The organism is Arthrobacter sp. AG367, from assembly GCF_007828995.1.
In the GTDB taxonomy this organism is placed as follows: domain Bacteria; phylum Actinomycetota; class Actinomycetes; order Actinomycetales; family Micrococcaceae; genus Arthrobacter.
In genome coordinates, this window is sequence record NZ_VIVE01000014.1 from 1 (window position 1) to 24753 (window position 24753).

Genomic DNA, 24753 nt, shown 5'->3' on the forward strand with positions numbered 1-24753 from the left:
GGCATGGCTGCACCACTACAATCACCACAGGCCCCACACCGCAATCGGAGGCCACCCGCCCATCAGCCGCTTAACCAACCTGCCTGGGCAGTACACCTAGCCTCACCGGCTGGCCCCGCCGGCGGCGTCAGGACGCGCGGAGGCGGCGTTCGACGTCGGCCGTGTCCGGGTACGCTGCCTGGGTCCCTTTGCGGGTGGTTGCCAGGGCCGCGGCAACGGAGGCGAAGGCGGCGGCATCGGCGAGCGCATCCCCCGCCGCAAGCCGCACGGCAACTGCTCCCGTGAACGCGTCCCCGGCACCGGTGGTGTCCACCGCGTGCACCTGGGTGGGTTGAACGGACGTCACGCGGGAGCCGGGAGACGCCAGCGAGTCCAGCACCACGGAGCCCTGCGAACCGAGCGTCACCAATACCTGCTGGATGCCCCGGGCGGCAAACCGCTCCCGCGCCGCTTCCCACTCGTCGGCTGGCGCGCCGGCACCCGGCACGGAAACACCAAGGAACAGCGCGGCCTCGTGGGCGTTGACCAGCAATACGTCAGCCAATCCGGCCAGGGCTGACGGAATCTCCGCGTAAGGCGAGAGGTTCAGCAGGACCGTTGCGCCGGCGTCGTGCCCTGCCCGGGCTGCGGCCAGCACCGTGTCCATGCCGACCTCAAGGCAGAGGCTCACCACGGCGGCCTCCTCCAGCACGTCCCCGGCGTCCGCTACGTCGGCCGGGGACAGAGTGCCGTTGGCCCCGGCGGAGATGATGATGTTGTTCTCGCCACGGGCGTCCACGGCGATGACCGCTACGCCGGTGGGCTCAGTGGAGGTCCGCACGTGCCCCACATCCACGCCGGCCCCTGCCACCGAGGCCTCGAGCATGGCTCCGTTGGCGTCCTTTCCCACGGCACCCACCAGGCTGACGTGGCCGCCCAGTCGGCCGGCGGCCACCGCCTGGTTGGCGCTCTTGCCGCCCGGGTTCACGGCAAAGCCGTTGCCCTGGACGGTTTCGCCCGGCTGCGGCAGGCGTTCGCAGTAGATGGTGAGGTCGGCGTTGAGGGAGCCGACGACGACGATCCGGCCCGTGCTGCCGGCCGCGGTACTCATTCAGCCACCTCAGCCTCAACCGGCTTGGGGATCAGCAGGGACGCGGCGAAGGCGGCGACGGTCAGTGCCAAGCCGACCACCACGACGGTGAGGTAGGAGGCCGTCGCGTCGCCAAGTACCGACGTCGCCACCAGCACGGCCGGCAGGATCAGGAAGCTGAGGCCTGCGCCCAGGTTGAACGCGCCGGCGTTCATGCCGGGCAGGAAGCCGGGGTTTCCGGCGGGCGAGAGGACAACACCGAGTCCGTTGAGCATGATGTTGACCGTACCGGCGTACATGATGCCCAGCAAGACCGTGCCGGCGATCATCAGGGGCAGGCTGTCCAGGCCCAGGAAGGCAATCAGCGCCAGGGCCGCGATGCTGCCCAGGAGGCCGATCCGGAGCACCCTGGTGTAGCCAAGGACCGGAGCCAGTCTTCCGCTGATCGGGCCCACCAGCCAGCCCAGCAGGGCGTACGGGGTGAGGATGATCAGCGACATTTCGGTGGGGCCCACGCCGAACCCGGGGTTGGCGGCCTGGACGTAGGCGGGAACGATGCCGTTGATGACGGCGAAGATGCCGGTCATGGTCAGCGTGGTGGTGAGCAGCGGAGCCCAGGTGGAGCGCTGGCGCAGGTGCACGGTTTCCACCATGGGCTGCGCGGCGCGCTGTTCGGTGCGCCAGAAGGCGAAGAACGCGACGGCGGACACCAGTACCAGCGCCAGGCTCAGCATCAGCGTTGTGGCGGAGAAGCCGCCCACCAGCTTGGAGGCCTCGTTCAGTGCGGTCAGCAGGGCGCCGACGGCCACCACGATGAAGAACACGCCCAGCCAGTCCATCCGGGTGCCGGCGGCAGGCTTGCTTTCCGCCGCGAGGACCATGATCAGGGCGGTGGCGGCGGCGGCCAGCACCACCATGAGCCAGAAGATGCTGCGGAAGCCGAAGTGCTCCGCGAAGTAGCCGCCCACGAAGGAGTCCACGCCGGCCACGCCGCCGTTGACCGCGGTGATGAGGCCCATCAGGGTGCCGTATTTCCGCGGGTTGCTGACCGCAGAACGCAGCATGATCAGGCACAGCGGCACGGTGGGTCCGCTGACGCCCTGGATGATGCGGCCCACGAAGAGCCACGTGACGTCCGGGGCGAGCGCCGCGATGACGGACCCCACGGCCATCAGCACCATCATGCCCACCAGGACCTTCTTGCGGCCCACGATGTCGCTGAGCCGGGGCAGGAACAGGGAGAAGAGGGCGGCGGCGGTGAAGAACCAGGTCTGGGAGAGGCCGATGACGGCCTGGTCGGTGTTGAGCTCCTCGCCCATAGTGACCAGGGCGGGGCTGAGCATGGAGGCGTTGAGCTGGAAGGCCACGCAGGCCGCCAGCAGGGCGGTCATGAGGGCGGCGATGTTGCCGCGGCCGGTCTTGGTTTGGGTCATCGTGGCAGTCATTTACTTGACCCCTCCGGCGGTGAGGGAGGCACTGGCGTGGCGTTCGACGTCGGACGCGTTGCCTTTGGTGATTGGCTCGCCGATGCGTTCCAGCGCGTCGGTGACCAGGTCCCAGAAGCGCGCGTGGTCCAGGTCCACGGCCACGCTGGTGTGGCAGTCGGCGGGGGCGGGGGCGCGGAAGTCCGCCACGGTCATGCCGAGCGTGAGGGCGCCCTGGAGTTCGATGTTGACCGGCACCTTGCGGGTGCTGACGATGCTGGGGTCGATCACGTAGGCCACGGCGCACGGATCATGGACCGGCGGGTGATCGAAGCCCTGCGCGTCCTTGTAGGTGTGGGCGAAGAAGTCCATCAGTTCGGTGACGAATTTGGCCGGGCTGGTGCCGATGGCGGCGATCTTTTCCACGACCTCGGGGGTGGCGAGCGCCTGGTGGGTGAGGTCAAGGCCCACCATCACCACGGGCCATTTCTCGTTGAAGACGATGTGCGCGGCCTCGGGGTCGATGATGATGTTGAACTCCGCCACGGCGCTCCAGTTGCCCACGTGGTAGCCGCCGCCCATGAGGACCACTTCCCGGACGCGTTCCACGATGCGCGGTTCCTTGCGGGCGGCCATGGCGATGTTGGTCAGGCCGGCAGTGGGGACCAGGGTGACGGTGCCGGGCTCGTGCGCCATGACAGTGTCGATGATGAGGTCGACGGCGTGGCGCGGGTCCAGTTCGATGGTGGACTCCGGGAGGGCGGGGCCGTCCATGCCGGACTCGCCATGGATGTCCGGCGCGGTTTCGATGCTGCGGACCAGGGGCCGCGGGCAGCCGGCGGCGAAGGGGACGCCGGTGATCCCGGCGATGGTGCCGACGGCCAGGGCGTTGCGGGTGACCTTTTCAAGGGTCTGGTTGCCCACCACCGTGGTGACGGCCAGCAGTTCGATGTTCGGGCTGCCGTGCGCCAGCAGCAGGGCCACGGCGTCATCATGGCCGGGGTCGCAGTCCAGGATGATCTTCCGGGGCTTTGGGTGGCTGTCTACGGGCCGGGGATCTAGTTCCACGATGGTTCTCCACGTCATTGGGGCCTGCCGGGGAGGCAGGGATTCAGTATTCCGGGAGTGATCATGGCAGGCTTTTGCGCCTAACGTCAAACGCTTAACGTTAGGGAGGTATTACCGCACGTCAAACGCTTGATGCGTTGCTGCCCCTGGTGTTCCCTGCGGCGGATAGGATCGAAGTATGGATTCCGGGGAACAGGTGCAGCAGCGGGCGCGGCCCCGGCGGGTGACGGCAGCCATGGTGGCGGCGCGGGCCGGCGTCTCCGTGGCCACGGTGTCATTGGTGGCCAACGGCAAGACGGCGGGCCGGGTGTCCGAGGACAACATTTCCCGGGTGCGGGAGGCCATCGCCGAGCTGGGTTACGTGGTGGACGGCATCGGGAGCTCGCTGGCCAAGGGCGTCAGTTCAATCGTGATCCTGGTGGCGCCGGACATCTCCAACCCGTTCTTCGCCAAGGTGATCGGCGGGGTGCGGGAATCCCTGGGGCCCAACTACCAGCTGCTGCTTTCCGTCACCGATTCGGGCGAATTCCCCAAGGCCGACGACGTCCGGAAGCTGATGTCCCTGCGGCCGGCAGGGCTCCTGGTTGACGCGCCCAACGCGGACTTCCTGGCCGATCTGTCCGTGGCCGGGCCCCTGGTCCTGCTGGACGCACCCGGCCTGGAATCGGTTGCTCCCGCGGTCAATCTGGACGTCGCGCAGGGCGCCCGGGAGTTGGCCGCCCACCTCGCCGGGGCCGGGCACCGGCGCGTGGCCTACCTGGACAGCGTGACCGGAACCGAAACTTTTGCCATCCGCCGCGAGGCGTTCCTGGCCGAAGCGGCCGCCCGGGGCATGGCGGTGGATCCGCAGCATATCCCTGCCACCACCATCGACGTTGGCGAAGCCGCGGCGGCCTTTGCCGCAGCGTGGCCGGACTGGCAGCGCCAGGGGGTGACCGCCGTCGTCTGTGCCACGGACACCCACGCCTACGGTGTGCTGCAGGAAGCCCGGGTGGAAGGGGTCCGGATTCCGGAGGAGTTGGCGGTTGCCGGCTTCGACGACCTGCCGTACTCCGCTACCAGCAGCCCGGGCCTGACCAGCGTGCACCTGCCCGCGGCGCTGCTGGGCCTGAAGGCCGGGGAGCAGCTCCGCCGCCTGATGGAAGGCCGGCCGCTGGAGCAGGAGGAACTCATCCTCGAGAGCTCCCTGGTGGTGCGCGGGTCCACGTCGGCCGCCGAAACGTAGGGGGCCCAAAGGCTTCCTGTCGGACCCCCGCCGTAAGCTGGGACCATGCCGAGTAACTGGGAAAACCTGGACGAGCCGCTGCGTGAGTCGGTGCAGCACAACGTGGAGATCTATGAGCGCGTCCGGCCTGCCCTGAAGCTGGTTACCCGGGACGTTTTGCTGGTTCTGCGGGACATGCTGAAGGACAGCGAGGTCACGCCGCTCTTCGTCACCGGCCGCACCAAGACTGTGGAATCGTTCAAGGAGAAGATCTCCCGCACGGAAGAGCCGCTGGAACCCGGCGGCCGGCGGCTCCTGAAGTTTCCGGACCCGTTCCGCACGCTGAATGACATGGTGGGCATCCGGGTGATCACCAAGCTGCCGGCCGAGAACGCCGCCGTGGCCAACATCATCAAGCGCCAACGGCAGCTGTTTGACTGCCGCGGCGACCGCGAGAAGGACATCGGCTCCATCGAGAGCGGCACATACGGGTATTCCAGCCGCCACCTCATCTTGCGCACCATCCAGAACGAGGCCGTCAAGGAATACCAGCAGGTCTTCAACCCGGACCTGCAGCCCAACGGCAGCTACTTTTTCGAGTGCCAGATCCGCACCATCTTCGCCCACGCATGGAGCGAGATCGAGCACGACATCCGGTTCAAGGCCGAGGACCCTCGCGCCTGGACCCCGCACTTCGACCGGCAGTTCACCGCCACCGCGGCCATGCTGGAAACCGTGGAGACGGCCTTCGCCGACCTGCACGAACGGTATGAGGAAGTCCGCAGCTTCTGGGACGTGGACGGCGAAGGGGCCGCGCCGCTCACGCCCAACCGGATCCGGGACGTGTGGCGCACGCTGCTCCCCCACGTTGACCGCAAGGTGGACGACGACTGGGGCTGGGCCGCCGAACTCCTCGCCGCGCACGGCCTGAACCAGACCATGCAGCTGGCCGGGCTGCTCAGTGCCAACCGCATCACGGAGGTCCGCAAGGCCCTGGACCACCGCTACTCCCCCGGACCGGACCGGCTCCTGGACGACCTCCTCCTGTGGCAGTACGGCACCAAGCACATCGACCTCACCGCGGAAGGGCCCGACGCCGTCCCGCACCCGCGGCGCGACAGCCTCCTGCGGCGGCTGCGGCAGATCGAACGGTATCGGATGACGAAGAAGTAGGGGTAGGTACCTTGACGGCCCGTTTATATGGATCGAACCCGCGACCTGAACCAGATTCCCGGAACGATGGGGAGGTTATTGGGGAGGCACGGCAGCTGGTCCGAGAACTCGACAGGACTCCTCTGGCCCACCTGACGCCGCTCTTTGACCAGCACGCCTATGAGGAGCTGAGGATGACCACCCTTGACCTTCTTCGTATGTTGGGACAAGAGGGCGACGGACGCAGCTGACTCTGATCAAGGCCTAAGGGCCGATAGTTGATCTTGTGTAAAGCTGGCGCTGAGAGGGGTCCCCGCGCCCCTCCCCGGCGGTTCAGGAAAGGCTGTGGATTGCCCCGGCCCAGCGGGGGCCCGAGACGGCCCGGCGGACCGCCCTGGCGCGGGTGTGGAAGTCGATTTTTGGCATGCGCGGGGAATCGTCAGTTTGACTGCCGGGGTCAGTCCAGGTGGCCGGCGGTGCCGCATTTGTGGTTGTTGTGCTGTGGTCGGTGATCAGTCCCATGCCGGCATATTCGCGCACGGCGGCGATGCCGGCAACGGCGTCGGTCTTGGTATCGAAGGGCTTGGACACTGCCATGACAGTTCCATCTGGTGCTGTGAGCCGGAACCTGAACGCAGATTCGGTGTCGATAAATAGTTCGAACATTCCTGCCATTCCGATCCTTTCGTCTGCGGGATCTTGTGGCGGCATCTTTGCCGCCAGACAGGAGCGGCGGCATCGTTGCCTCCGTTTTCCCTGGTATCCCGCCGTCCAAATTTTCATCAATTCAGCGCGCGTTCCTCGAGTTTCTCGTGGGACCGCTTGCCGGCGCAAGATGTCGCCCGGCATCCAACAGAAGTGATCACCTGCTCTCGGGTGTCCAGTCCACGCGCACGTTCCTCGTGGGTTCACGAGACAGCCTCAGTGCTCGGCAGGTCGTCAACATATGTTGACCCACCCCCTGGCGTCAACTAATGTTGACGCATGGAGGTGGATCGGATGAAGACTTTGGTTGCATCCATGGACGGGAAAGGACCGGCTGAAGCCCTGCAGGCGGTCGCCCAGCTGCAGAAGGAAGTCGGGCGAACAGAAGCGTCACTGGTCAGGAAGGCCCGGCAGGCCGGCCTTTCCTGGGAAGCCATCGCGCTGTGCCTGGGCGCGAGCAAGCAAGCCGTCCACCGTAAATACGGAAAGCGCTAGGTGCTGCTTCCGATCCTGGGCTGCGACCGCCCAGGATCGGAAGGCAGCCACTCCCCTGCCTCGGCTAAGAAAACGTCTCTGACCGATAGCCGACGTTCTGTAAAGCTGAGGGATTTCCTCAGGGAGTGGGTCTTGTTCCGTGCGTCCTTATGGGCCACGTTCCATTGCATGCACGACAAATATCGCGGTACGCCGGTCCGCCGGCCAGCGCTGATTCCACCGATAGCGACCGGGAAGACCATGAGCCGGTATTCCTGGAGGTGGGGGACCACGACATCGCGACGGACCTGTACCTGCACACCGTCGGCACCCCGAGCCGGAGCCTGAAGAATCTCAACCCCCAGCTCGACGACGCCGTCGCCGCAGTTAGGGCGGCGGGCGTCTTCTGGGACAAGATCGGCCGGGCGTATGGGATCAGCCGGGACGGTGCATAGAAACGCTGGGACCCTCGGTGGCGGGCTGGGGGCTGCGGAGCGGTAAGGAAAGCGCCATTCGACTGTCGCGACACGCCGATAGCTGGCGACACGCCGAGGGGCCAGATGTGGCTTAGTACTCCACAGGGTGTGGATTCTTTATCTCGTTTTGGCGGAATCACGTACATTCCGAGCCTCCTGCCTTGTGGATAGCCGGTGGACTAAATGACATACTTGTAATACATCATCTTGGGGTTCCAAAGAGGCGTCTGCACTACATGTAGTGTCAGTGTTGTGTCCTAACGGCACGAAAAAGCCTCAGGGTAATCCCGCCTTGAGGTTAGCGGCTACCGACTGAGGCTGTTTTCATTCCCTTGCGACCGGGATGAGAAGAGCTTACATCCTCAAGACTTGCTCAAGAAATTACTCGGCGAGTCGGATACTTCGGCGGCCACACCTATTTCTTAGGAGTGGTATGACAATTGCACTTGAACGGGCAGGGTTCCGGGACCTCGAAAAGATTCTGGGTGCTGGCATCTCTTCGCTGGACATCACTGCGAAGGAGAAGGCCCTGGTCACCTCCCGCTATCAAGAGGTCGGGGCGATCCTCAACGAGCACTGGGCAGAGTCCACGGCCAATAACCAGGTGTACGTCCAGGGCTCATTTGCCCTCGGCACTATGACTCGGAAGTTTCACCGCAATGACGACGTCGACATCGATCTTGTGGTGCTGCGTGGAATTCAGGCCTACTCGACTACCCAGGACGATCTCAAGAAGGACACCGGCGCGGGTCTCCAAAAGTTCGTAGCGGCGTCACAGGGTAAACCGTCGCTGGTAGAAAGCGAGCGGTGCTGGACGCTCGAATACTCTGGCATGCACATGGATATCCTTCCGGCCGTTCCTGATACTTCTCCGGAGCGGGGGTCCGACGACGGAATTCTGATAACGGATCATGATGTGAGGTCTTGGCAACGTTCTGACCCCCGTGGGTACGCTGCGTGGTTCAAGCAAGTGGCCCGCGAAGAGGTGTTGCTGAAGGAAGCGCTTCTGGCGAAACGGGGCGTTGACGTGGACTCGGTTCCGGATTGGACCAGCAAGACAACCCTGCAGCTCGCTGTCCAAGCACTCAAGCGCCACCGGGACATCTATTTCACTGGCCGTTTGGATAAGCGACCTTCTTCAATCGTGATCACCACTCTGGCCGCACGTGCCTATCAGCGGGGTGAGACTCTTTTCGACGTTTTGCGGGGTATCGCTGGCAGCTTTGTCGAGCACATTGAAGTGATCAACGGACAGTACGTGATCGCGAACCCCGTGATGCCTGAAGAGAACTTCGCGGATTGCTGGGCCAATGAGCGCTGGCGGGCCGCGGCATTGTTCGAGTGGGCAGAAGCGGTGTCCCGCGACATCAACGGAATCGCTGCTCGCGGTGGCAACGACAACGTCCTTAAGGGTGTACGGATGGTGCTCGGTGAGAGTGCAGCCGTGGCCGGAGCCCGCGCGCTTAGCAACCCGTTGGTTGAAGCCCGGCAGGCCGGAGATCTGCGTGCTCAGAACGGCACCGCGACACTGGCGGTTGCCGGTGCAGTCAGCACCACACGATCCGTCCGGGACCATACCTTCCACGGAGGCCGGATGTGAGTTCGGGTCGGCTGAACCTCGGTCAACAAGCACTGGCACTGAAAAGCGTTTACCCCGACAGCTCGGTGCGGATTGGCCCGAACAGGCTGGTCTGGCGGGGCCGACTGAAACCTGCAGCGTTGTCACGGGAGTACACCATCGAGATCTCCCTGAGGGTCGGACAGACCCCTGTTGTGAACGTGGTGCACCCACTGTTGGAACCAGACACTCAAGGCCTCCTTCCCCACATATGGGACGACGGATCACTGTGCCTCAACATGGCCGGGCAGTGGTCCTCAAGGATGCTCTTGGTGGATACGACGCTGCCATGGGCATCGGAGTGGTTGTTGCATTACGAGATGTGGAAGGGCGTCGGGTTGTGGCTTGGGGACGGCCCGGGCGCCGAGTCCACGGCGGCCCAGGCAGCTTTGCTGCATCCTGTGCCTGGTATCAAGCCGAACCCCCGCGGTCGAACGGCTTCAATTGAGTCATAAGCTTCTCCCGGCCCAGGTCGCACACCCAATCAGAGATGCGTCCTGGGCCGAGGCGGCACGTCACTATTTGAGATTGGGTGGGCTTTGTTAGGTAGAGGGTTCTCCGGAAGGAGACTAGATCTGAATTTGGACTTGATTCGGGAGGAGTTTGGACGTGTTGCCTACACGCACAAGACTCACGAGAAGGCCCGGGAACAATGTAGCCGCAAAGCGGCTGTCTCCCAATGGGTCAATATCGTCCTTAACGCGCTGACCTTCGGCGGAGTGCTGACAAGCCTCCAAAGTGAGAACCGGGCATTTCTGTACGTGGCCCTAGGTTTTGCCACCCTGACTGCCGGCTACACGCTGTATCAACTCAGCTTCAATCCGACGCAAGAAGCTGTTGAGCATCGAGAAGCGGCGAAATCCCTACTCAGGATCCGCGACAGCTACATTCACCTCTTGGCGGATGTAAAGGCGCACGCGGTGCCCGGCAAAGAGATTAGGGAACGGAGAGAGGAGCTAAGTGCTCGGGCGCAGGAGGTGTATCGGGCAGCTCCAGACACCAGTTCCAAAGCCTATCGCTTGGCTCAACGGGCATTGAAGGAACAGGAAGATCTCACCTTTTCCGACGAGGAAATCGACAAGTTTCTGCCTCGAAACCTGCGCACGAATGCCTGTCGGTGCTAGCCGCCAATGGCCCTAGTGACTCACGGGGCTGACTCGGAAGCTGTTGAGTGTCGAAATGCGGTTGGAAGGGTTGGCCACCGTTCATGCGCTGAATCAGCCGGGGTAGAGCGGGACTGTCGGGTGCAGCCTCGAGACCGGCACAGAACGGGGACTTCTCCAAAAGGCCGGATTTAGCACAAAGTGGCGAAACTCCGGCCAAATAGCGGTTGGCCGAAGTTCCGTAGCCAACAGTGCCGGGTGAACGTGGAGATTAGCTGGGAGCACCGGCGGCGGTCTCTACGACTTTGTGATCGGTCGCTGGACGGGGTTTTGGGTCAGGGGGAGTGGCTAGGTTGGCTCCAACCTGGCGTTGCGGAGGTATTGGTAGACGGTTTCCCTGCTGATTCCGTAATCGCGGGCAAGAGCGACTTTGGGGATGCCGTTGCCGGCGCGCTGGACCAGCTCGGCCGCACGCTCAGGCGTCAGGGTCTTCTTTCGTCCTTTGTACGCGCCGCGCTGCTTTGCCAGCGCGATACCTTCCTTTTGGCGTTCCCTGATAAGAGACCGCTCGAACTCGGCGAAGGCACCCATGACGGAAAGCATGAGGTTGGCCATGGGGGAGTCCTCGCCGGTGAAGACGAGCTGTTCCTTGAGGAACTCCACCCGCACTCCGCGCCTGGTGAGGCCTTGAACCAGGGCGCGCAGGTCATCGAGGTTGCGGGCGAGCCGGTCCATGCTGTGCACGACCACGGTGTCACCGTCACGGACGAACCGCAGCAGCTCGGTCAGCTGCGGACGCGCGGTGTCCCGGCCGGAGGCCTTGTCGGTGAAGACCCGGTCCAGGACCTGGCCCTCGAGCTGGCGCAGCTCATTCTGGTCCACGGTGCTGACCCGTACGTAGCCGATGCGCTGACCGTTCACGGCGGCCTCCCGTTTGTCGGTGTGTGGTAACGAGTGTCGGCGCGCGCTGGGGACGCGTCAAGACCCGCCGCCTTGCGGACATATGGCTTATCCCGAAGGGCGGCAGCCGTATCCCTGCAGGAAGAGCCCTCAGGGTGGTGTAGGTTGCTCTCTGGTCAGACAACAAGCAACAGATTGCAGAAACGAGGACCATCACAGTGGCTACCGATTACGACGAAGTCCGTTCCGACGTCAAGGAATCCCAGGACAGTTCCCTGGAAGCGCTGAAGTCCGCCAGCGCACCGGATGCCCGCAGCGTCGTCACCGAGCTGGACGAAGCTGACGCCCTCGACGAAGGGCTGACGCCCGGCGGCGAAATCGTCTCCGAGGAACTCATCGTCCAGGTCGTCCCGCAGGGTACCGACGAGTTCACCTGCTCATCCTGCTTCCTGGTCCGCCACAGGTCCCAGATCGCCCGCGAAATCAACGGCCAGTCCTACTGCATCGAGTGCGAAGGCTGACACTCTCGGCTCGACGTCGGTAACCCTCCTGACGTCAAGGACCCGCGTTGCTGCCGGGGAATAATTACCTCGCCGGCGGCCGGAAAGGCCCCTGGATGATGCATCTGATGCAATACGAAGGGGTTTACTTTACATAATATCAACTATCGGCTCTTTAAATCCGCTAGCAGAAGGGGCTATGGAAGCTCCCGTTTCCACTGGGAAAGCCGGGTTCTTCAGACGGAATCTGTGCCTACCCGTCGCGATACCTTCTGCCGTGATGCTGAGGCGCTCCAGTCAGCTGACGCATGATTCCACGCACAAGAACCAGGCGTGCACTTGAAAACAAGATCCTAAGCATGCTTATGATGTTTGTAGCCGCATGCGAACGTTGCCAACCAGAGGAGGAAACACCATGGGAGTGGGCGACAAGATTGAAAACGCCGCCGAGAAGGCCGGCGGTAAGGGCAAGGAAGCGGCAGGCGCTGCCACAGGTGATGAGAGCCTGCGGACCGAAGGGCCAGAACGACCAGGCCAAAGGCGATCTGAAGCAGGCCGGCGAGAAGGTCAAGGACGCCTTCAAGAAGGACTGACCAGACCACAGCGAAGGACGCGCCCAGCGAACGGGGCGCGTCCTTTTGCTTGCCCCGAACAGAAACGAATCAGGAACGGGCACAGGCCATTTCCGCCCTGTCAGGCGGACGGCCTTGATCCACCGGCTGACGCCCACCCGACGGATAAATGCGTTCGCGGAAATCGGGTTAGCCGCTACCCGGGCGCCTTTCGGCCTGCGGCCGTACCGTGGACAGCCGGGCCGGCGGCGAAGGTATACGACGAGACCACGTGCATCTCCCCCAGCCGCCGCCGGCCCCAATCTCCGACTGGCGACAGCAGCGCTGGCGGTACTCCTCCTGGCTCATGGTGGCGAGTGCCTAAAACGGAGGCGCGGCTCTGACCATAAGGCAGTCGACCTCCTGAAACCGGCGGACGTTCGTCAGGGCCCTAAGAGTTCCATGCTCAGCCGACCTCAGATCCTTTTGCAGACGACGGCTAACAGCAGCCATACAGCAATTGATGATGCCATGATCATGACTACTCCCCTCTGCCGCGGGCTTCCACAAGCGCATCGAGGCATCGCTGAAAGTGCTCCGGATTTGTGAAGCGATGAACGGGGACTGTAATCGACAAGGCGGTGCGGGGGCGCGGCGATCCTTCGAAAATTGGAACTGCTATGGCGCAAACATCCAGGACGTATTCTTGGTGGTCCAGTGCGTGACCACGAGACCTGATCAACTCGAGATCAGCCAGCAAGTAAGGCAGCGAAGTGATAGTGTGCTCGGTTCGCCGTGCGAGTTGGCCGTTTATCGGCCGAACCCGTTCCAGTTGTGCTTCCGGACCAAAGGCGAGGAGAGCTTTTCCGGAAGCGCGCGCGTGAATATGACCGGAGACACCGACCCTGAGGTCCGCCACACGGACAGGCTAGCTGCCTTGCTCAACGGCGACCACAGTTACGGGTGTCATCACGCCAAGCAGAAAGATGGGCACTCTCACCGGTGGCCTCGACCACGCGCTTCAAAAGACTCAGTGACAGATGCGAGGGGACGCCAGTCTTGTTCCAATCGGGAGCTAAGTTCGAGGATTCTTCCTGAAGCCAGTTTGTAGGTGCGCTCGTTACGTTCGAGGTAGCCGACATGGACCAGTGTTGCCAGCAAGTGCGACGTGGTTGCGAGGTGCAGGTTCACCTCGCTCGCGATCCACTGTGCCCGCACTGGCTCTTTCGAGCCCGCAACAACATCGAGGATACGAAGGGCGCGAGCAACCGACTGAACGAAGTCCTTCGGCGCTTCAGTGTCACTAAGCCGGCCGTGGGGAACCCCGTCTTCACAGCAAATCCATTTCCTGGATGCGCCCGTACTCAACGTTCACGCTCAATGCTGCAGTGTATGTGCTGAAGCTGTGCCGTGTGATGAGGATGCCGCAACTTGTTGCCAGGTCTTTCAGCAGGTTAGTGGCCTGCTCTAATTGGTCATCGCGTGACGCCCGGTCCTGGACTTCGATGATTATTGGCGCGGCGGTCGACATGGTTTGGTCCCTATGGTCATGCAAGTGATGGTATTTGCGGCCCGTTTTGGAGCTTCTATCTAGTCGCCGGAAGTGCCAGCTTTACATATCTTTGTTATCGGTTTTTTAGCCGGAGGCGCATATCCAACGGGAGGATCGTGGTGAGCCCCATTGGCCATGTCAGGCTATTTCGTCTTTACCGGGGCTCTTCGAGTACTAAATGCCCGCAGTTTCGCACGGTATGGGGGCAGAGGCGTGGCGTTCACCGTCGAAACTTCGCGCTATTCACCAATAACCCAGCCATGGTTGGCTGGATTCAATTGTGGTGGCACCCGTGGTCAGGAGAGTCTGCTCAGGGCACCTTTCAATGGATGCCGCGTTGGCTTCGGCAAGGTCTTCTGCATGCGGCCACCCCAAGTCCAGGCTCAAAAGTAGTTCTTCAGCGATGCGCCGCTCGCGCTGGGAAAGCGAGTAATTAGCAAGGTCGAGGAGTTTCTTGTTTGCTGCGTGGTGGATGCTCATCTGCTTTTCCTTCGTCGGAGCGGTACCTGTGGCGATTGCGTCATGCTCTGTCGAACAAGTTCAGCAGGTAATCAGCGTGATCTCTATTACACGTGGAACTTAACGCGCTGTCAAGTAATACTGAACGCTACGGTATGCCGTACTTGGAAGGGTTCGCTGCTCTGTAGCCCGGAGGGCGTACTTTTAACAAAAACTGCCTGCGGGCGGCGGGCTAGTGCCATCAGCGGGAGGGCTCGCAAGGCTGCCGGCTGGCAAGGAGGCGGAAGGTCAGCGGAGTTTGACGCGCCCTCGGGTACTAGGCTCGACTCGCCCGCGCACCTTCGGGCGCAAAGACGTTTCGATGGCCGTTCTTGTTCAGCTGACTGGGCTACGTGCCCCGTACTCGTGACATCGGTGATGCGTCGGGCCCGAGCGGAGTGCCTGTTTAGCAGGAAGTGTGCAGGGGCGCAGACGGCAACAGTTCAGATATGGGCGACAACGCAGAAAGCCCTGTCTCCGCCAGACATCTCGGCGGGTCTGACTTTGATATGCGGGCTGGCTTACATCTAAAGCGGAGGATGCAGCTGCCTGTGATCGTGTCGTCCCCGTTCGCTCCACAACGACGAGGGAGTAAAGCTATTTGGCCTGCTGGTTAGCCTGCCCTTTGACGCCGTCGACTGCCGTTTGAACAATGTGCTGCGCGATAGGCATTGCCGATGTAGCTGCAGGCGAGGGGGCGTTTAGGACATGGACGGTGCGGGTCGTCTGTCGAATGAGGAAGTCGTGCTGAAATTTCCCGTCGCGCATGACCGCCTGTGCCCTGATTCCTGCTTCCCTTGGGACCAAGTCAGACATCCGCAGTTTGGGTGCATATTTTCGGGCCCTTTGCAGGTAAGCCCGCTTATTGATTGAGTTCCAGATTTCGGCGGCGCCAGTACGAAGATGGGCCATCGCTACCTTCCAGAGGGCGGGGAAGGTTAGCATTTCCCACACATCCCTACGGCTCACCGAGAACTTGCCGTACTTCTCGCGCGCCAGCCCGAGCACGGCGTTGGGACCGACGGTTAAGCCGCCATCGATCGTGGGGCTGAGATGGACCCCAAGGAAGGGGAGGTCTGGGTCCGGGATAGGGTAGATCAGACGACGCACGCGGCTACGCTGCCCGGGGACGACATCGTAGTATTCCCCGCGAAATGGCATGATCTGGAAATCGTTGTCTAGTCCGGCCATGCGGGCCACACGGTCGGATTGGAGCCCGGCACAGGCAATGACTTTCCGGGTCCGGTAGAGTCCCCGATTTGTCCGGACGTCCACGAAATCTTGCTGCTCGTCAATCGAACGGACTTCGGTCCTCAGCAGAATCCGCGCGCCCCGCTCTGTTGCTTCTCTGGCTACTGCCTCCGTAACCTCCCTGTAGTCGATGATCCCGGTGTCTTCGATCAGGAGTGCACCCAGTCCGGAAACGTTGGGTTCTTCTGCTCTTAGTTCAATCTGGGTCAGCTTGCGTGCCCGGATCCCGTTTACTCTCGCTCGCTCTGCCAGGGCATCCATTCGTTCCATTTCTATGGCATTAGTTGCAACGAGCAGCTTGCCGCATTCTTCGAAAGCGATGCCGTGGGCGGTGGCGAACTGTTTTGTCCAAGCAGCCCCGATGCGGCAAAATTCCGCCTTCAGGCTACCCGGCTCGTAGTAGATGCCAGCATGAATTACCCCGCTGTTGTGACCGGTCTGGTGCTTAGCGAGGCCGATCTCTTTCTCGAACAATACGACTGTGGCGTTGGGGAACCGCTGGAGCAGCTGCCAGGCGGTGGCCACACCGACGATGCCTCCTCCGATCACCGCATAGTCGTAGACGGGATTCTCTGTGTTCGCGCTGGCCGAGGTGGGCACTTTGATGCTCCTTGTTCTTGTGAAGGTGCCTGTTCTTTGAACTCAGCTCAAATTCCTTGTCTCAAAAGTCTTTCGCACGCGGCTAATGGCTTGTTTCACCCGTTACTCAGGATCAGAGGCGAATTCGGGACATTGAATCCCATGTAAGGCTGCTTCAAAGGTGGAGTCTCGGCGGACGCTTCTGCATTGCTTCCTCCGGGAAGCCCGTCCGCCGTCAATGCATCTGGAATTTCTTGGATCACAGAAATCAAGTGCAGCTACGAGTACTAGAGCAAGCACACCATCGGGGACTCTAGGAATTGCTGGCGCGGGGACACGAAGAAGACGACTAGACAGTGTGCTGACTCCGGTTTGAATACTGCTTACTGCCGCGGAAGTTTTTGATTACAAATCGGCCCGCTGCTTCGCCCGAAAGTATCCCAAGTAATCCGGCAAGGGCTGGCCAAGGTGGGGCAGGTGTTGGCGTGTGGAGTGCAAAGTAGACGGCGCCGGCCACTACTCCGGCCGCGAAGGATCCCATAAACTTTCCAAGCTTTTTCAAGCCAGCCACCATTCCAATGCTCCGTATCCCATGAGCATCCCAGCGAGACCCAAAAGCGCTACTGGTGGTGGAGCAGGGCTACGCACCTGCAAGACTGCGTATACGAGACCGACAATGACGCCCGCTCCAAGAGCGATGACCAGGTCCATTTCTCCCCTTCAGGTGCATGAGTCAATGAGTTTCAAACAAGGTGAGGCAACAAAGGGTTTGTGGTCCCAATGCATCGCCGCGGGCCTGCGTCAGTGCAAAGGCTAATCAACGAGTGAAAAGGCTGCGGCCAATTGTGACCCGACGAACCTTCGCGCCACGTGGGCGTCGCCAATCACTCCTGCAAGGTAGAAGAAGGGGTGTACTTGGCCGTTGAACCGAACTGATGTCACGGGTGTCCCAGCTTCAGCCATGGCACGCGCGTAGGCCTCCCCTTCATCCCGCAGCGGATCACACTCCGCTGTGATTACCGTAGCCGGGGGCAAATTACTCAGGTCAGCGTTTCGCAGCGGCGAGAGTCGCGGGTCCGTGCGATTCGCGCCATGGGCGTAAGTCGAGTAAAAGTACTCCAGATCACGGGTGGTCAAAAAGTGGTCATCGCCGTAATCCCTGCGGCTGTCGTTGTCGCCAGCGGCCAGATCAGTGACCGGGTATATCAGAACTTGATGCACCAACGAGGGGTGGTGGCCGCGTAACTCCTGCGCCACAACCGCCGTGAGGTTTCCGCCGGCGCTGTCACCAGCTACAGCCACGCGCTGTGTGTCAATATTGAACCCGGATCGTCCATCTAGAACCGCCGACACAATGGCGACCGCATCCTCCAATGCCGCCGGAAAAACGTCTTCTGGTGCCTTACGGTAGTCGACGCTGATCAAAACAGCCTTCGATCCCGTCGCCAGGTCGCGGGCGGCGGTGTCAGCGAGTTCTATATCCCCCATGACCCAGCCCCCGCCGTGAAAATAGACCACCGCCGGCAGCGGGTGGTTCCCTTCGACCGGACGATAGACCCTCACTGGGATGTCCTCAATGGACAGGTCCTCCACCACAAACACTTCCGTCTTCGTCCCGGTCAGCGGAATCGCCTTATCCAGATCTGCACGGTTCTGTTCCGCTGTCTGAGTGTCCAGAGGAGGCGCGTCCGAGACAATCTCAAGGAATCTCCGGGCGTCGGGGTGGACAGTCATATGGGTCTCCTTGCTGAATCCTCGGTTAACGTCCGAAAGCCTATTTAGTATTTCTAAACCCCCATGACCAGCCGGCCTATACGGACCCGACTTTCAGAAAGCCAGCAGGAGGCTGGAGCACCGTTCTTCAGCCTTCCTTCTGAGCTTTCTAACTGGGTAGGCGCGGTCAACATGAGCACCGTATGCTCCGACGCGACATCCCGTCTCCACACTGTGCGGCGCGACACATGTAAAGCTATAGTGAATTCTGGCCGTCCACAAGGCGGGTCCGTGCAGTTGCACTTTACGGGCGTTTCGGCTATTCACGTTACCCCGGTCGCTCCGCGGCTTCAATGGCAAAGGTTCCGGGGATGGCACCGGGTACGAAATCAGTAGCGGTTCATCACGCAATCGAATGGAGAAGGAATATGAACAGACTCCGCATTGGGGCCATAGGACTGGGGATGGTGGGATCTGCGCAGGTAGCGACGATCGCCCAATCGGTCGCTGCAGGCGAGTTGGTCGCGGTTTTCGATATTGATACCGAACGGGCCAAGTTGATTGCCGATGGCTTACCCGGCAGCGTGCGCGTCATGAGCAGCGCAGATGAGTTGATCACCTCAGACGAGGTTGACGCGGTGGTGATTGCTTCAAGTGCGTCCACCCACCTGAAGTTGGTCCTGGCTTGTATCGAAAATCGGAAACCCGTGTTCTGCGAGAAGCCTCTGGCGCTGACAGGCGCAGACTGTGAGCAGATCCTCGATGCTGAAATCGCTGCTGGCCGCCGCTTTGTACAGGTCGGTTTCATGCGTCGCTTTGATAACGCGTTCGTAGATCTCAAGGCTGCCGTCGACACTGGGAAGCTCGGCGAAGTCGTTGCCTTGCACTGCGTTCATCGAGCCGCTGACGTGCCGCAATTTTTCACCTCAACCATGCACACCACAGAAGCGGTGGTCCATGAGGTGGACAGCACCAGGTGGCTGCTCGACGACGAGGTCGTCGAAGTCAAGGTAGTCGGTGTAGGCGGACGAACCGGTGTGCAGGATTGGCTGGACCCCCAGTTCTTCACCTTCCGCACCGCTGGCGGAGTCATCGTGGACACGGAGGTCTTCCTTCGTGCGGGCTACGGCTACGAGATAGGCTGTGACGTTGTTGGCCGCAGGGGTGTTGCCCGCCTGACGAACGACCTCCCGGTTGCGGTCAGCCTTGATTTTCAGCAGTCGGGTGTTCGCGAGAAGGACTTCACAGTGCGATTTGGCGACTCCTACCGCCGTGAGCTCTCCGCTTGGGCAGAAGACGCCGTCCGGGGAGTAGTGACGGGACCGAATGCTTGGGACGGCTATGCTGCAGCGGCAGTCACGGATTCCTGCATAGACTCACTGGAAACCGGCGCTGCAGTTTCGGTGACGCTGCGTCCGCGTCCTGAGCTGTACGCGGGCTGACGCATGCGGGGAGCCGCGGCCTGCCAATTTCGGTGATCCTGGGGCCGGCTCCGGAGTTCCGGTCGTGCGACCTGGCCGGAACTCCACCACCGCGGCTGCTGAGTGGATACCTGGCTCAGAGACGGTTTTCGTTAACCATCCGCGCCACATGGAGAGTCAGGTACGTGACTTCGTCGGCGGTGAGGGGCTCTCCCAGCCTGAGCTCCAGGACAGTCTGAAGCTTAAGGGCAGTGGCGTAGGCATCCGGGTAGGAGTCATTGATTGCGGCACGGAGTTTGCCGGCGCTCTCTTCGATCTGTCTTCCGGAATTGGCGCGAACAAAGAAGTAGCGCAAGTGGGTGATGAAACGGGCAGCATTGACCGTATTCCGGTCGAAGCCGCGCCCGTAGGCCTGTTCCAGCACCTCGAAGAGTTGGGTGAAGAGTCCCGTCATCTGGTACGTGTAAGAGAGGTCTCCCGTGGCGAAGCCAGCATTGACCAAATGCAGGGCGATAGCCACCTCCTCATTGTCATCCAGCGGCTCATCCAGCCGTGAATTCACGAACTGGAGTATGCGTTGCGCCGCCCGCAGTTCCAGCGGGTAGAGATGCGACACCTCTGTCCGGAGAGGGTAGTCGAAATCCAGGCCCATCCGGCGCCGCTTGATCGCGAAGCTGAGATGATCGGCCAATGCCACCGAGAGTACCGTGCTTCCGGGAATGTGCATCTCGTCGCGGCCGGCTTCGAGTGCTTGTTCCGCGAGCAGGAGGTGTTCAGGAGGAATGGCCGCAACCATGGCACCGAGATTGTCAGGATCCCGGCCGTCCTCCGGTACGAAGGTGCGCAGCACCTTCGCCGGGTCCACGACCTGGCCTGCCTTCGCTTGAAAACCCAAGCCCCGTCCGGTGAGTATCACCTCCCGGCCGTTCCGATCCCGTGAAAGAACGACGTTGTTGTTGAAGACGCGCAGAATTTCCACGTCGTTGTAACTCCTGCCTCTGTAAGTGAACAACAGGACGGGGCAGGATGCCCCGTCCTGTTGGAGATCAGGCGACTGTTACGCCGTTGTCCACTACTGCACCGTTGCTCGCGATGACGTCCCGGTACCAGCCAAAGGACTTCTTCCGGTACCGCTCCAAGGTACCCGTGCCGTCGTCGTTCCTGTCCACATAGATGAAACCGTAACGCTTGCTCAGCTGCGCCGTGGTAGCGCTGACGATGTCGATGCAGCCCCATGAGGTGTATCCCAGGACCTCGGCGCCGTCTGCGATGGCTTCGCGGACCTGAACGAGATGGTCGTTCATGTAGTCGATGCGGTAGTCGTCCTCCACGGTCAGAGATCCCTCAGCCTCCACCAGGACGTCCTTGGCGCCGATGCCGTTCTCGACGATGAAGAGTGGTTTCTGCCAGCGTTCCCAGTAGTCATTAATGATCACACGCAGGCCCTGGGGGTCGATCTGCCAGCCCCACTCCGAGGCCTCAAGTGTCGGGTTCGGCACACCGCCTATGATGTTGCCCGGACCCTTCTCCGCCCGGGGATCGGCCGATTCGCAGATGCTCATGTAGTAGCTGAAGGAGACGAAGTCCACGGTGTGGGTCAGGTCTTCCCGGTCCTGGTCCGTGATGTCCAGTTCGATGCCGTTGTCCCTGAAGTGGCGCAGCAGGTAGCCGGGGTAGGCGCCCCGGCAGTGGATGTCACCGAAGGCGTAGCTGGCGTGGGCGAGGTCCATGGCCTTGACGACATCGTCCGGGGACGGCGTGAGAGGGTACACAGGCACGGCGACGATCATGCAGCCGATCCGGGCGTCCGGTATCAGTTCATGGGCCAAGCGGGTGGCCCGGGCGGAGGCGACCAGCTCATGGTGAACGGCCTGATACAGGTCCTGTTCCGTCAGTTCGGCCCGAGGGACGGGGATGCCGCCGGAGATGAACGGTTCATGGGTGATCGAGTTGATCTCGTTGAACGTCAGCCAGTACTTCACCCGGCTGCCGAAACGTTCAAAGAGCACCCGGCAGTAGTGTTCGTAAAAGCCGATCAGTGCACGGTTGGTCCATCCGCCGTACGTGCGGGCCAGGTTCAGCGGGGTTTCGTAATGGCTGATGGTCACTAGCGGTTCGATGCCGTGCTTCTCCAACTCATCCAGCACACGGGCATAGAACGCCAGGCCTTCCTCGTTCGGCTCGGCGTCGTCCCCGTTGGGGAAGATGCGGCTCCACGCGATGGAGAAGCGGAACACCTTGAAGCCCATTTCGGCGAAGAGCGCGATGTCCTCCGCGTAGCGGTGGTAGAAGTCGATGGCAACCTGCTTGAGGTTCTCCTGCGTCGGTCCTTCCGTGGGCGGGGTCATGATGCCATGGGGCATGACGTCCTGGATGGACAGGCCCTTGCCGCCTTCGGCATACGCGCCTTCCAGCTGGTTCGCGGCGGTGGCGCCGCCCCAGAGGAACCCGTCGGGGAAGGGTCCTGTGGCAGGCTTGGCCGTAGGTTGGCTCATGCTGTGTGTCCTTTCGTAGAGCTTCTTCAGAGTTCGACGTCGAGCGCCGGGACCCCGTGGGTGATGTGTCCGTCGCCCACGGGAACGACGGCGGTGAGGTTCTTGGTGTTGGTGACCACCATGAGCGTGGTGTTGTCATAGCCCGCTGCCGCGATTCGTGCGCGGTCCGCGGTGGCCAGCAACTGGCCGGCTTCCACGCGCTGGCCCCGGGTGACGGCGGCTTCGAAACCCTCGCCGTCCATCTGGACGGTGTCGATGCCGATATGCACCAGGACCTCGACGCCCTCATCGGTCTTGATGCCGTAGGCATGGCCGGTCTTCATGACGGCATGCACGGTGCCGGAAACGGGGGCGTAAACCTTGTCATCCTCGGGAACGACGCCGATGCCGCTACCCATGGCGCCCGAAGCGAAGACCTTGTCCTGCACCTCGGACAGGGCGACTACGGCGCCGGACACGGGGGCAAGGACCTTAACGGTTCCGGCAGCTGGGGTTGCACCTTGGGAGGGCGCGTCGGCGGCTACCGGTGCCGCGTCGTTATCGGGCTGCTCGCGGGGACCGAACACAAAGGTGAGCACGAAGGCGATGGCGATGGCCACTCCGGTGCCGGCAAGCAGCATCGCGAAGCTGCCCACGGACGCGTAGGCCGGCAGCGCCAGAACGGACATGAAAACGAAGGTGCTCGCCGCGCTTCCGCCGATCGCCGCGATCGCGCCGCCGACGGCACCGCCGACGATGCCGAAGTAGAACGGCTTCTTCAGTGGCAGGTTCACACCGTAGATACCGGGCTCGGTTACGCCGGCCAGGAAGCCGGAGAACGCGGCAGGCGCGGCCACCTGGCGGCGCTTCGCGCTGCGGGTACGGACCGCGACCGCTGCCATCGCGGCGGCCTGCGCCAAGACGGCCGGGACCAGAGGACCCATCACCAGGGAATGACCGGAAGTAGCCAACTCGTTGGTCACAATCGGGATGAACCCCCAATGCATGCCGAAGAGCACAAAGACCTGCCACAAGCCTCCCATTAGGGCGCCAGCCAGCCACGGGACGGAACCAAACAGCCCGGCAATTCCACCGGAAATTCCTTGCGAAGCGAAGATGGTGAGGGGCCCGACTGTAAGAAGAATCAGCGGGACCATGACAGCGATCGACAACAAGGGCGTCAGGAAGTTACGGAACGCCGAGGGCAGAACCTTCTGCAGGAAACGCTCCACGTAGCCCTGAAGCCACACGGCCACGATGATCGGAATCACCGAACTGGCATAGTGCATCATCGCCACAGGAATCCCAGCGAAAGCCACCGGCTCCGAAGCGTCGCCAAGCTTCACAATGCTCGGGTAAACAAGAGCGCCGGCGATGGCCATGGACGTAAACTGGTTCGTCCTGAACCTCCGCGCGGCAGTGACAGCCAAGAACATCGGCAGGAAATAGAACAATGCGTCCGCCGCTGCAGACAAGATCACGAACGTCTGATTCGTGTTTGCAACCCAGCCAAAGGTAGCGGCCATGCTGAGGAACGCCTTCAGCAGTCCGGAACCGGCCAGCGGCCAAAGGATCGGCGAGAAGATCGAGGACACCAAGTCGATAAAGCGGTTGAACAGGTTGCCCTGGGACGAAGTTACCGTCGCGTCTGCGTCCTGACCGATCTTGCTAATCTTTCCGATTTCGGCGAACACCGTCGGTACGTCATTACCGATGACCACCTGGTACTGGCCGCCGGCCTTCATCACGGTGATGACTCCGGGCAACTGTTTGACGGCGGCTGTATTGGCTTTGCTTTCGTCGTGGAGTTTCAACCGGAGGCGGGTAGCGCAGTGGGTTGCGCTGGCGATGTTCTCCTGGCCGCCCACCTCTTTCAAGATTTCTGCAGCCAGTGACTTGTGATCAAGAGAAGCCATGACAGTCCTTTCTGTCCATTACCGGCTCAAGGGCATAAAAAAAGACCTGAGCCACACGTCACCGTGTACCTCAGGTCTTGCCTCTTTTGAGAGTAACAATCCTTTCAGGCTTAATGCCTGCTAAACAAAGCCTATCCACCATTTGCCTAACATGCAACGTGCTGTTCAGCTCCCCTGAACACAGTGAACCAAGTTCGGATGATCTTTCTCGTGCTGAACCCTCTACCTGCCCGATGCTGGACAGACTTAACTCCCTCCGCTGACCGCACCACATTGGGCTGAATATGTCACTGGCAGCCCCAGGCGAGGCCGGGTTCCACGGGACCCTTAATTTGGGTTCATGTTTGTTGTCACTTGGCATCTGCACAAGGTGCCGCGGCCACCGCAAGGCGTCCGCGTCAATAATGCCGCGGCGAATTTCCGGAGAAACCAATGACGGGAATGGAAATTTCCCCACGGCGAAGTCGTCGGGCTGCGTTCAAAGGAGCACAATGCAGACGAAGTCCTCGATCAGCTCGTAGAGATTCTCGAAACAGAACTCGACGCTGAACCCCGCCAGCTGAGGGCGTCGAAGCCGCGGTCAGCTGGCGGGTCAGGACATCATTGACGGCCCGACCCGTGCTGACCGGAGGTAGCTTCAATGATGAGGTCCAGCCATTGGACTCGATTAGCGAAGCGTCGCGACTTATTGGCTTGGGTCCAGCGATAACAGTCATGCTCCCAGTTCAAAGTAAGCCGGCGCATGCTCGTCTCGGCTATGTAGGTGTGAACCAGCCATGGCTGTCCCGAATTGTCATGTATGGTCAGCGCCTCCCCCGGATGGAGAGAAATAATATCCTCCGTCCGGAGGCCGGTCTCCTCTGCGAGCTCGTCGAGGGCCTGATCCGAGGGCTTGACGCCGGCTTCGACGAATCCGGTAATGCAGTGCCAACGCCCGCCGTCGTGCGGCAAATGCTGTGATCGCCTGAAGAGGGCGATCCGTCCGCGCCAGGTCAGGATGACCGCCACGACAACGCGCTCGGAAGGTGTGTCAATTGCAGGAAGCATCGTGCTCACCCGGGTACGTGGGGAATGGACTGCTGAGTGCTGCGTCAGCACGGGAGTT

At 61.8% G+C, this 24753-nt stretch carries 25 protein-coding genes and 1 pseudogene; 9 read left to right on the top strand and 17 right to left on the bottom strand.

The window, feature by feature from the left end:
* Positions 1–127 precede the first annotated feature (127 nt).
* From FB478_RS20310 to FB478_RS20320, 3 genes are read right to left on the bottom strand one after another with little or no spacing between them, the layout of a single operon-like run.
* Complete coding sequence (locus FB478_RS20310; RefSeq protein WP_018770339.1) at positions 128–1090, bottom strand: ribokinase; 963 nt, start codon at positions 1088–1090, stop codon at positions 128–130.
* Positions 1087–2502, bottom strand: a complete 1416-nt coding sequence (locus tag FB478_RS20315; protein ID WP_395858368.1) for an MFS transporter — start codon at positions 2500–2502, stop codon at positions 1087–1089. Before FB478_RS20315 ends, FB478_RS20310 begins: the two co-directional genes overlap by 4 nt.
* Positions 2503–2514: 12 nt before the next feature.
* On the bottom strand, positions 2515–3579 hold the full coding sequence (locus tag FB478_RS20320) for a nucleoside hydrolase (RefSeq protein WP_144601452.1): 1065 nt from the start codon (positions 3577–3579) through the stop codon (positions 2515–2517).
* A 217-nt stretch (positions 3580–3796) separates the two neighbouring features.
* Here FB478_RS20320 and FB478_RS20325 point away from each other — a divergent pair, with 217 nt between their 5' ends.
* Positions 3797–4786: a LacI family DNA-binding transcriptional regulator gene (locus FB478_RS20325; RefSeq protein ID WP_186447859.1), complete on the top strand. Its 990-nt coding sequence runs from the start codon at positions 3797–3799 to the stop codon at positions 4784–4786.
* A gap of 45 nt (positions 4787–4831) precedes the next feature.
* Complete coding sequence (locus tag FB478_RS20330) at positions 4832–5938, top strand: GTP pyrophosphokinase family protein (RefSeq protein WP_018770343.1); 1107 nt, start codon at positions 4832–4834, stop codon at positions 5936–5938.
* Between the two features lie 312 nt (positions 5939–6250).
* On the opposite strand, the gene FB478_RS20335 is transcribed toward FB478_RS20330, so the two are convergent.
* Positions 6251–6766: a YegP family protein gene (locus FB478_RS20335; protein ID WP_395858369.1), complete on the bottom strand. Its 516-nt coding sequence runs from the start codon at positions 6764–6766 to the stop codon at positions 6251–6253.
* Positions 6767–6901: 135 nt separating this feature from the next.
* On the opposite strand from FB478_RS20335, the gene FB478_RS20340 reads away from it, so the two are divergent.
* From FB478_RS20340 to FB478_RS20355, 4 genes are all read left to right on the top strand, one after another.
* Entirely contained in the window at positions 6902–7117 is a 216-nt protein-coding gene (locus tag FB478_RS20340) for an AsnC family protein (RefSeq protein ID WP_144601454.1), read from the top strand.
* 149 nt (positions 7118–7266) lie between these two features.
* A complete protein-coding gene (locus FB478_RS20345; protein WP_261377485.1) occupies positions 7267–7551 on the top strand; it encodes a hypothetical protein in 285 nt (94 codons plus the stop codon).
* A gap of 454 nt (positions 7552–8005) precedes the next feature.
* Positions 8006–9172: a nucleotidyltransferase gene (locus FB478_RS20350; RefSeq protein WP_144601455.1), complete on the top strand. Its 1167-nt coding sequence runs from the start codon at positions 8006–8008 to the stop codon at positions 9170–9172.
* 605 nt (positions 9173–9777) lie between these two features.
* Entirely contained in the window at positions 9778–10314 is a 537-nt protein-coding gene (locus FB478_RS20355; RefSeq protein ID WP_222430072.1) for an SLATT domain-containing protein, read from the top strand.
* Between the two features lie 327 nt (positions 10315–10641).
* Here FB478_RS20355 and FB478_RS20360 read toward each other — a convergent pair whose 3' ends face one another.
* Positions 10642–11214 carry a recombinase family protein gene (locus tag FB478_RS20360; protein ID WP_144601457.1) on the bottom strand — a complete coding sequence of 191 codons (573 nt, stop codon included), beginning with the start codon at positions 11212–11214 and terminating at the stop codon, positions 10642–10644.
* A gap of 197 nt (positions 11215–11411) precedes the next feature.
* Between FB478_RS20360 and FB478_RS20365 the strand changes: the two genes are divergently transcribed.
* A complete protein-coding gene (locus FB478_RS20365) occupies positions 11412–11714 on the top strand; it encodes a DUF4193 domain-containing protein (RefSeq protein WP_144601458.1) in 303 nt (100 codons plus the stop codon).
* 394 nt (positions 11715–12108) lie between these two features.
* Positions 12109–12286, top strand: a pseudogene (locus tag FB478_RS20370) (CsbD family protein).
* A gap of 499 nt (positions 12287–12785) precedes the next feature.
* On the opposite strand, the gene FB478_RS21545 reads toward FB478_RS20370, so the two are convergent.
* The 8 genes from FB478_RS21545 to FB478_RS20405 all read right to left on the bottom strand — a co-directional run bounded on the left by FB478_RS21545 (position 12786) and on the right by FB478_RS20405 (position 17858).
* Positions 12786–13163 carry an IclR family transcriptional regulator C-terminal domain-containing protein gene (locus FB478_RS21545; protein ID WP_144601459.1) on the bottom strand — a complete coding sequence of 126 codons (378 nt, stop codon included), beginning with the start codon at positions 13161–13163 and terminating at the stop codon, positions 12786–12788.
* A 77-nt stretch (positions 13164–13240) separates the two neighbouring features.
* Positions 13241–13612, bottom strand: coding sequence for a helix-turn-helix domain-containing protein (locus FB478_RS21550; RefSeq protein WP_144601460.1), 372 nt, complete (start codon positions 13610–13612; stop codon positions 13241–13243).
* On the bottom strand, positions 13575–13775 hold the full coding sequence (locus tag FB478_RS21205; RefSeq protein WP_186447854.1) for a hypothetical protein: 201 nt from the start codon (positions 13773–13775) through the stop codon (positions 13575–13577). Before FB478_RS21205 ends, FB478_RS21550 begins: the two co-directional genes overlap by 38 nt.
* A gap of 264 nt (positions 13776–14039) precedes the next feature.
* Positions 14040–14276: a hypothetical protein gene (locus tag FB478_RS20385; RefSeq protein ID WP_144601461.1), complete on the bottom strand. Its 237-nt coding sequence runs from the start codon at positions 14274–14276 to the stop codon at positions 14040–14042.
* Positions 14277–14891: 615 nt separating this feature from the next.
* Positions 14892–16145: an L-2-hydroxyglutarate oxidase gene (gene lhgO, locus FB478_RS20390; protein ID WP_144601462.1), complete on the bottom strand. Its 1254-nt coding sequence runs from the start codon at positions 16143–16145 to the stop codon at positions 14892–14894.
* Positions 16146–16473: 328 nt separating this feature from the next.
* The gene (locus FB478_RS21555) at positions 16474–16698 is read right to left on the bottom strand and encodes a DUF1427 family protein (RefSeq protein WP_144601463.1); all 225 of its coding nucleotides are present in this window, start codon (positions 16696–16698) and stop codon (positions 16474–16476) included.
* On the bottom strand, positions 16683–16835 hold the full coding sequence (locus tag FB478_RS21560) for a DUF1427 family protein (RefSeq protein WP_144601464.1): 153 nt from the start codon (positions 16833–16835) through the stop codon (positions 16683–16685). The genes FB478_RS21555 and FB478_RS21560 overlap by 16 nt, the downstream gene beginning before the upstream one ends.
* Positions 16836–16937: 102 nt before the next feature.
* Complete coding sequence (locus FB478_RS20405) at positions 16938–17858, bottom strand: alpha/beta hydrolase (protein ID WP_144601465.1); 921 nt, start codon at positions 17856–17858, stop codon at positions 16938–16940.
* Positions 17859–18265: 407 nt separating this feature from the next.
* Here FB478_RS20405 and FB478_RS20410 point away from each other — a divergent pair, with 407 nt between their 5' ends.
* Complete coding sequence (locus FB478_RS20410) at positions 18266–19279, top strand: Gfo/Idh/MocA family protein (RefSeq protein WP_186447856.1); 1014 nt, start codon at positions 18266–18268, stop codon at positions 19277–19279.
* A 115-nt stretch (positions 19280–19394) separates the two neighbouring features.
* Here the strand turns inward: FB478_RS20410 and FB478_RS20415 are convergent, their stop codons facing one another.
* The 4 genes from FB478_RS20415 to FB478_RS20430 form a co-directional block, all read right to left on the bottom strand.
* Positions 19395–20237 (bottom strand): PRD domain-containing protein, encoded by an 843-nt coding sequence (locus tag FB478_RS20415; protein ID WP_144601467.1) that lies wholly within the window; start codon positions 20235–20237, stop codon positions 19395–19397.
* 67 nt (positions 20238–20304) lie between these two features.
* A complete protein-coding gene (locus FB478_RS20420; RefSeq protein WP_144601468.1) occupies positions 20305–21753 on the bottom strand; it encodes a glycoside hydrolase family 1 protein in 1449 nt (482 codons plus the stop codon).
* Between the two features lie 26 nt (positions 21754–21779).
* Complete coding sequence (locus tag FB478_RS20425) at positions 21780–23648, bottom strand: beta-glucoside-specific PTS transporter subunit IIABC (protein WP_144601469.1); 1869 nt, start codon at positions 23646–23648, stop codon at positions 21780–21782.
* A 600-nt stretch (positions 23649–24248) separates the two neighbouring features.
* The gene (locus FB478_RS20430; RefSeq protein ID WP_144601470.1) at positions 24249–24746 is read right to left on the bottom strand and encodes an NUDIX domain-containing protein; all 498 of its coding nucleotides are present in this window, start codon (positions 24744–24746) and stop codon (positions 24249–24251) included.
* Positions 24747–24753: the final 7 nt, after the last annotated feature.

Bases quoted from the DNA above. Each gene is read 5' to 3' on its own strand.
- FB478_RS20310 (WP_018770339.1), bottom strand. From the start codon at position 1,090: ATGAGTACCGCGGCCGGCAGCACGGGCCGGATCGTCGTCGTCGGCTCC.
- FB478_RS20315 (WP_395858368.1), bottom strand. From the start codon at position 2,502: ATGACCCAAACCAAGACCGGCCGCGGCAACATCGCCGCCCTCATGACC.
- FB478_RS20320 (WP_144601452.1), bottom strand. From the start codon at position 3,579: ATGACGTGGAGAACCATCGTGGAACTAGATCCCCGGCCCGTAGACAGC.
- FB478_RS20325 (WP_186447859.1), top strand. From the start codon at position 3,797: ATGGTGGCGGCGCGGGCCGGCGTCTCCGTGGCCACGGTGTCATTGGTG.
- FB478_RS20330 (WP_018770343.1), top strand. From the start codon at position 4,832: ATGCCGAGTAACTGGGAAAACCTGGACGAGCCGCTGCGTGAGTCGGTG.
- FB478_RS20335 (WP_395858369.1), bottom strand. From the start codon at position 6,766: ATGCCGGGCGACATCTTGCGCCGGCAAGCGGTCCCACGAGAAACTCGA.
- FB478_RS20340 (WP_144601454.1), top strand. From the start codon at position 6,902: ATGGAGGTGGATCGGATGAAGACTTTGGTTGCATCCATGGACGGGAAA.
- FB478_RS20345 (WP_261377485.1), top strand. From the start codon at position 7,267: ATGGGCCACGTTCCATTGCATGCACGACAAATATCGCGGTACGCCGGT.
- FB478_RS20350 (WP_144601455.1), top strand. From the start codon at position 8,006: ATGACAATTGCACTTGAACGGGCAGGGTTCCGGGACCTCGAAAAGATT.
- FB478_RS21205 (WP_186447854.1), bottom strand. From the start codon at position 13,775: ATGTCGACCGCCGCGCCAATAATCATCGAAGTCCAGGACCGGGCGTCA.
- FB478_RS20385 (WP_144601461.1), bottom strand. From the start codon at position 14,276: ATGAGCATCCACCACGCAGCAAACAAGAAACTCCTCGACCTTGCTAAT.
- FB478_RS21555 (WP_144601463.1), bottom strand. From the start codon at position 16,698: ATGGTGGCTGGCTTGAAAAAGCTTGGAAAGTTTATGGGATCCTTCGCG.
- FB478_RS21560 (WP_144601464.1), bottom strand. From the start codon at position 16,835: ATGGACCTGGTCATCGCTCTTGGAGCGGGCGTCATTGTCGGTCTCGTA.
- FB478_RS20405 (WP_144601465.1), bottom strand. From the start codon at position 17,858: ATGACTGTCCACCCCGACGCCCGGAGATTCCTTGAGATTGTCTCGGAC.
- FB478_RS20410 (WP_186447856.1), top strand. From the start codon at position 18,266: ATGAACAGACTCCGCATTGGGGCCATAGGACTGGGGATGGTGGGATCT.
- FB478_RS20420 (WP_144601468.1), bottom strand. From the start codon at position 21,753: ATGAGCCAACCTACGGCCAAGCCTGCCACAGGACCCTTCCCCGACGGG.
- FB478_RS20425 (WP_144601469.1), bottom strand. From the start codon at position 23,648: ATGGCTTCTCTTGATCACAAGTCACTGGCTGCAGAAATCTTGAAAGAG.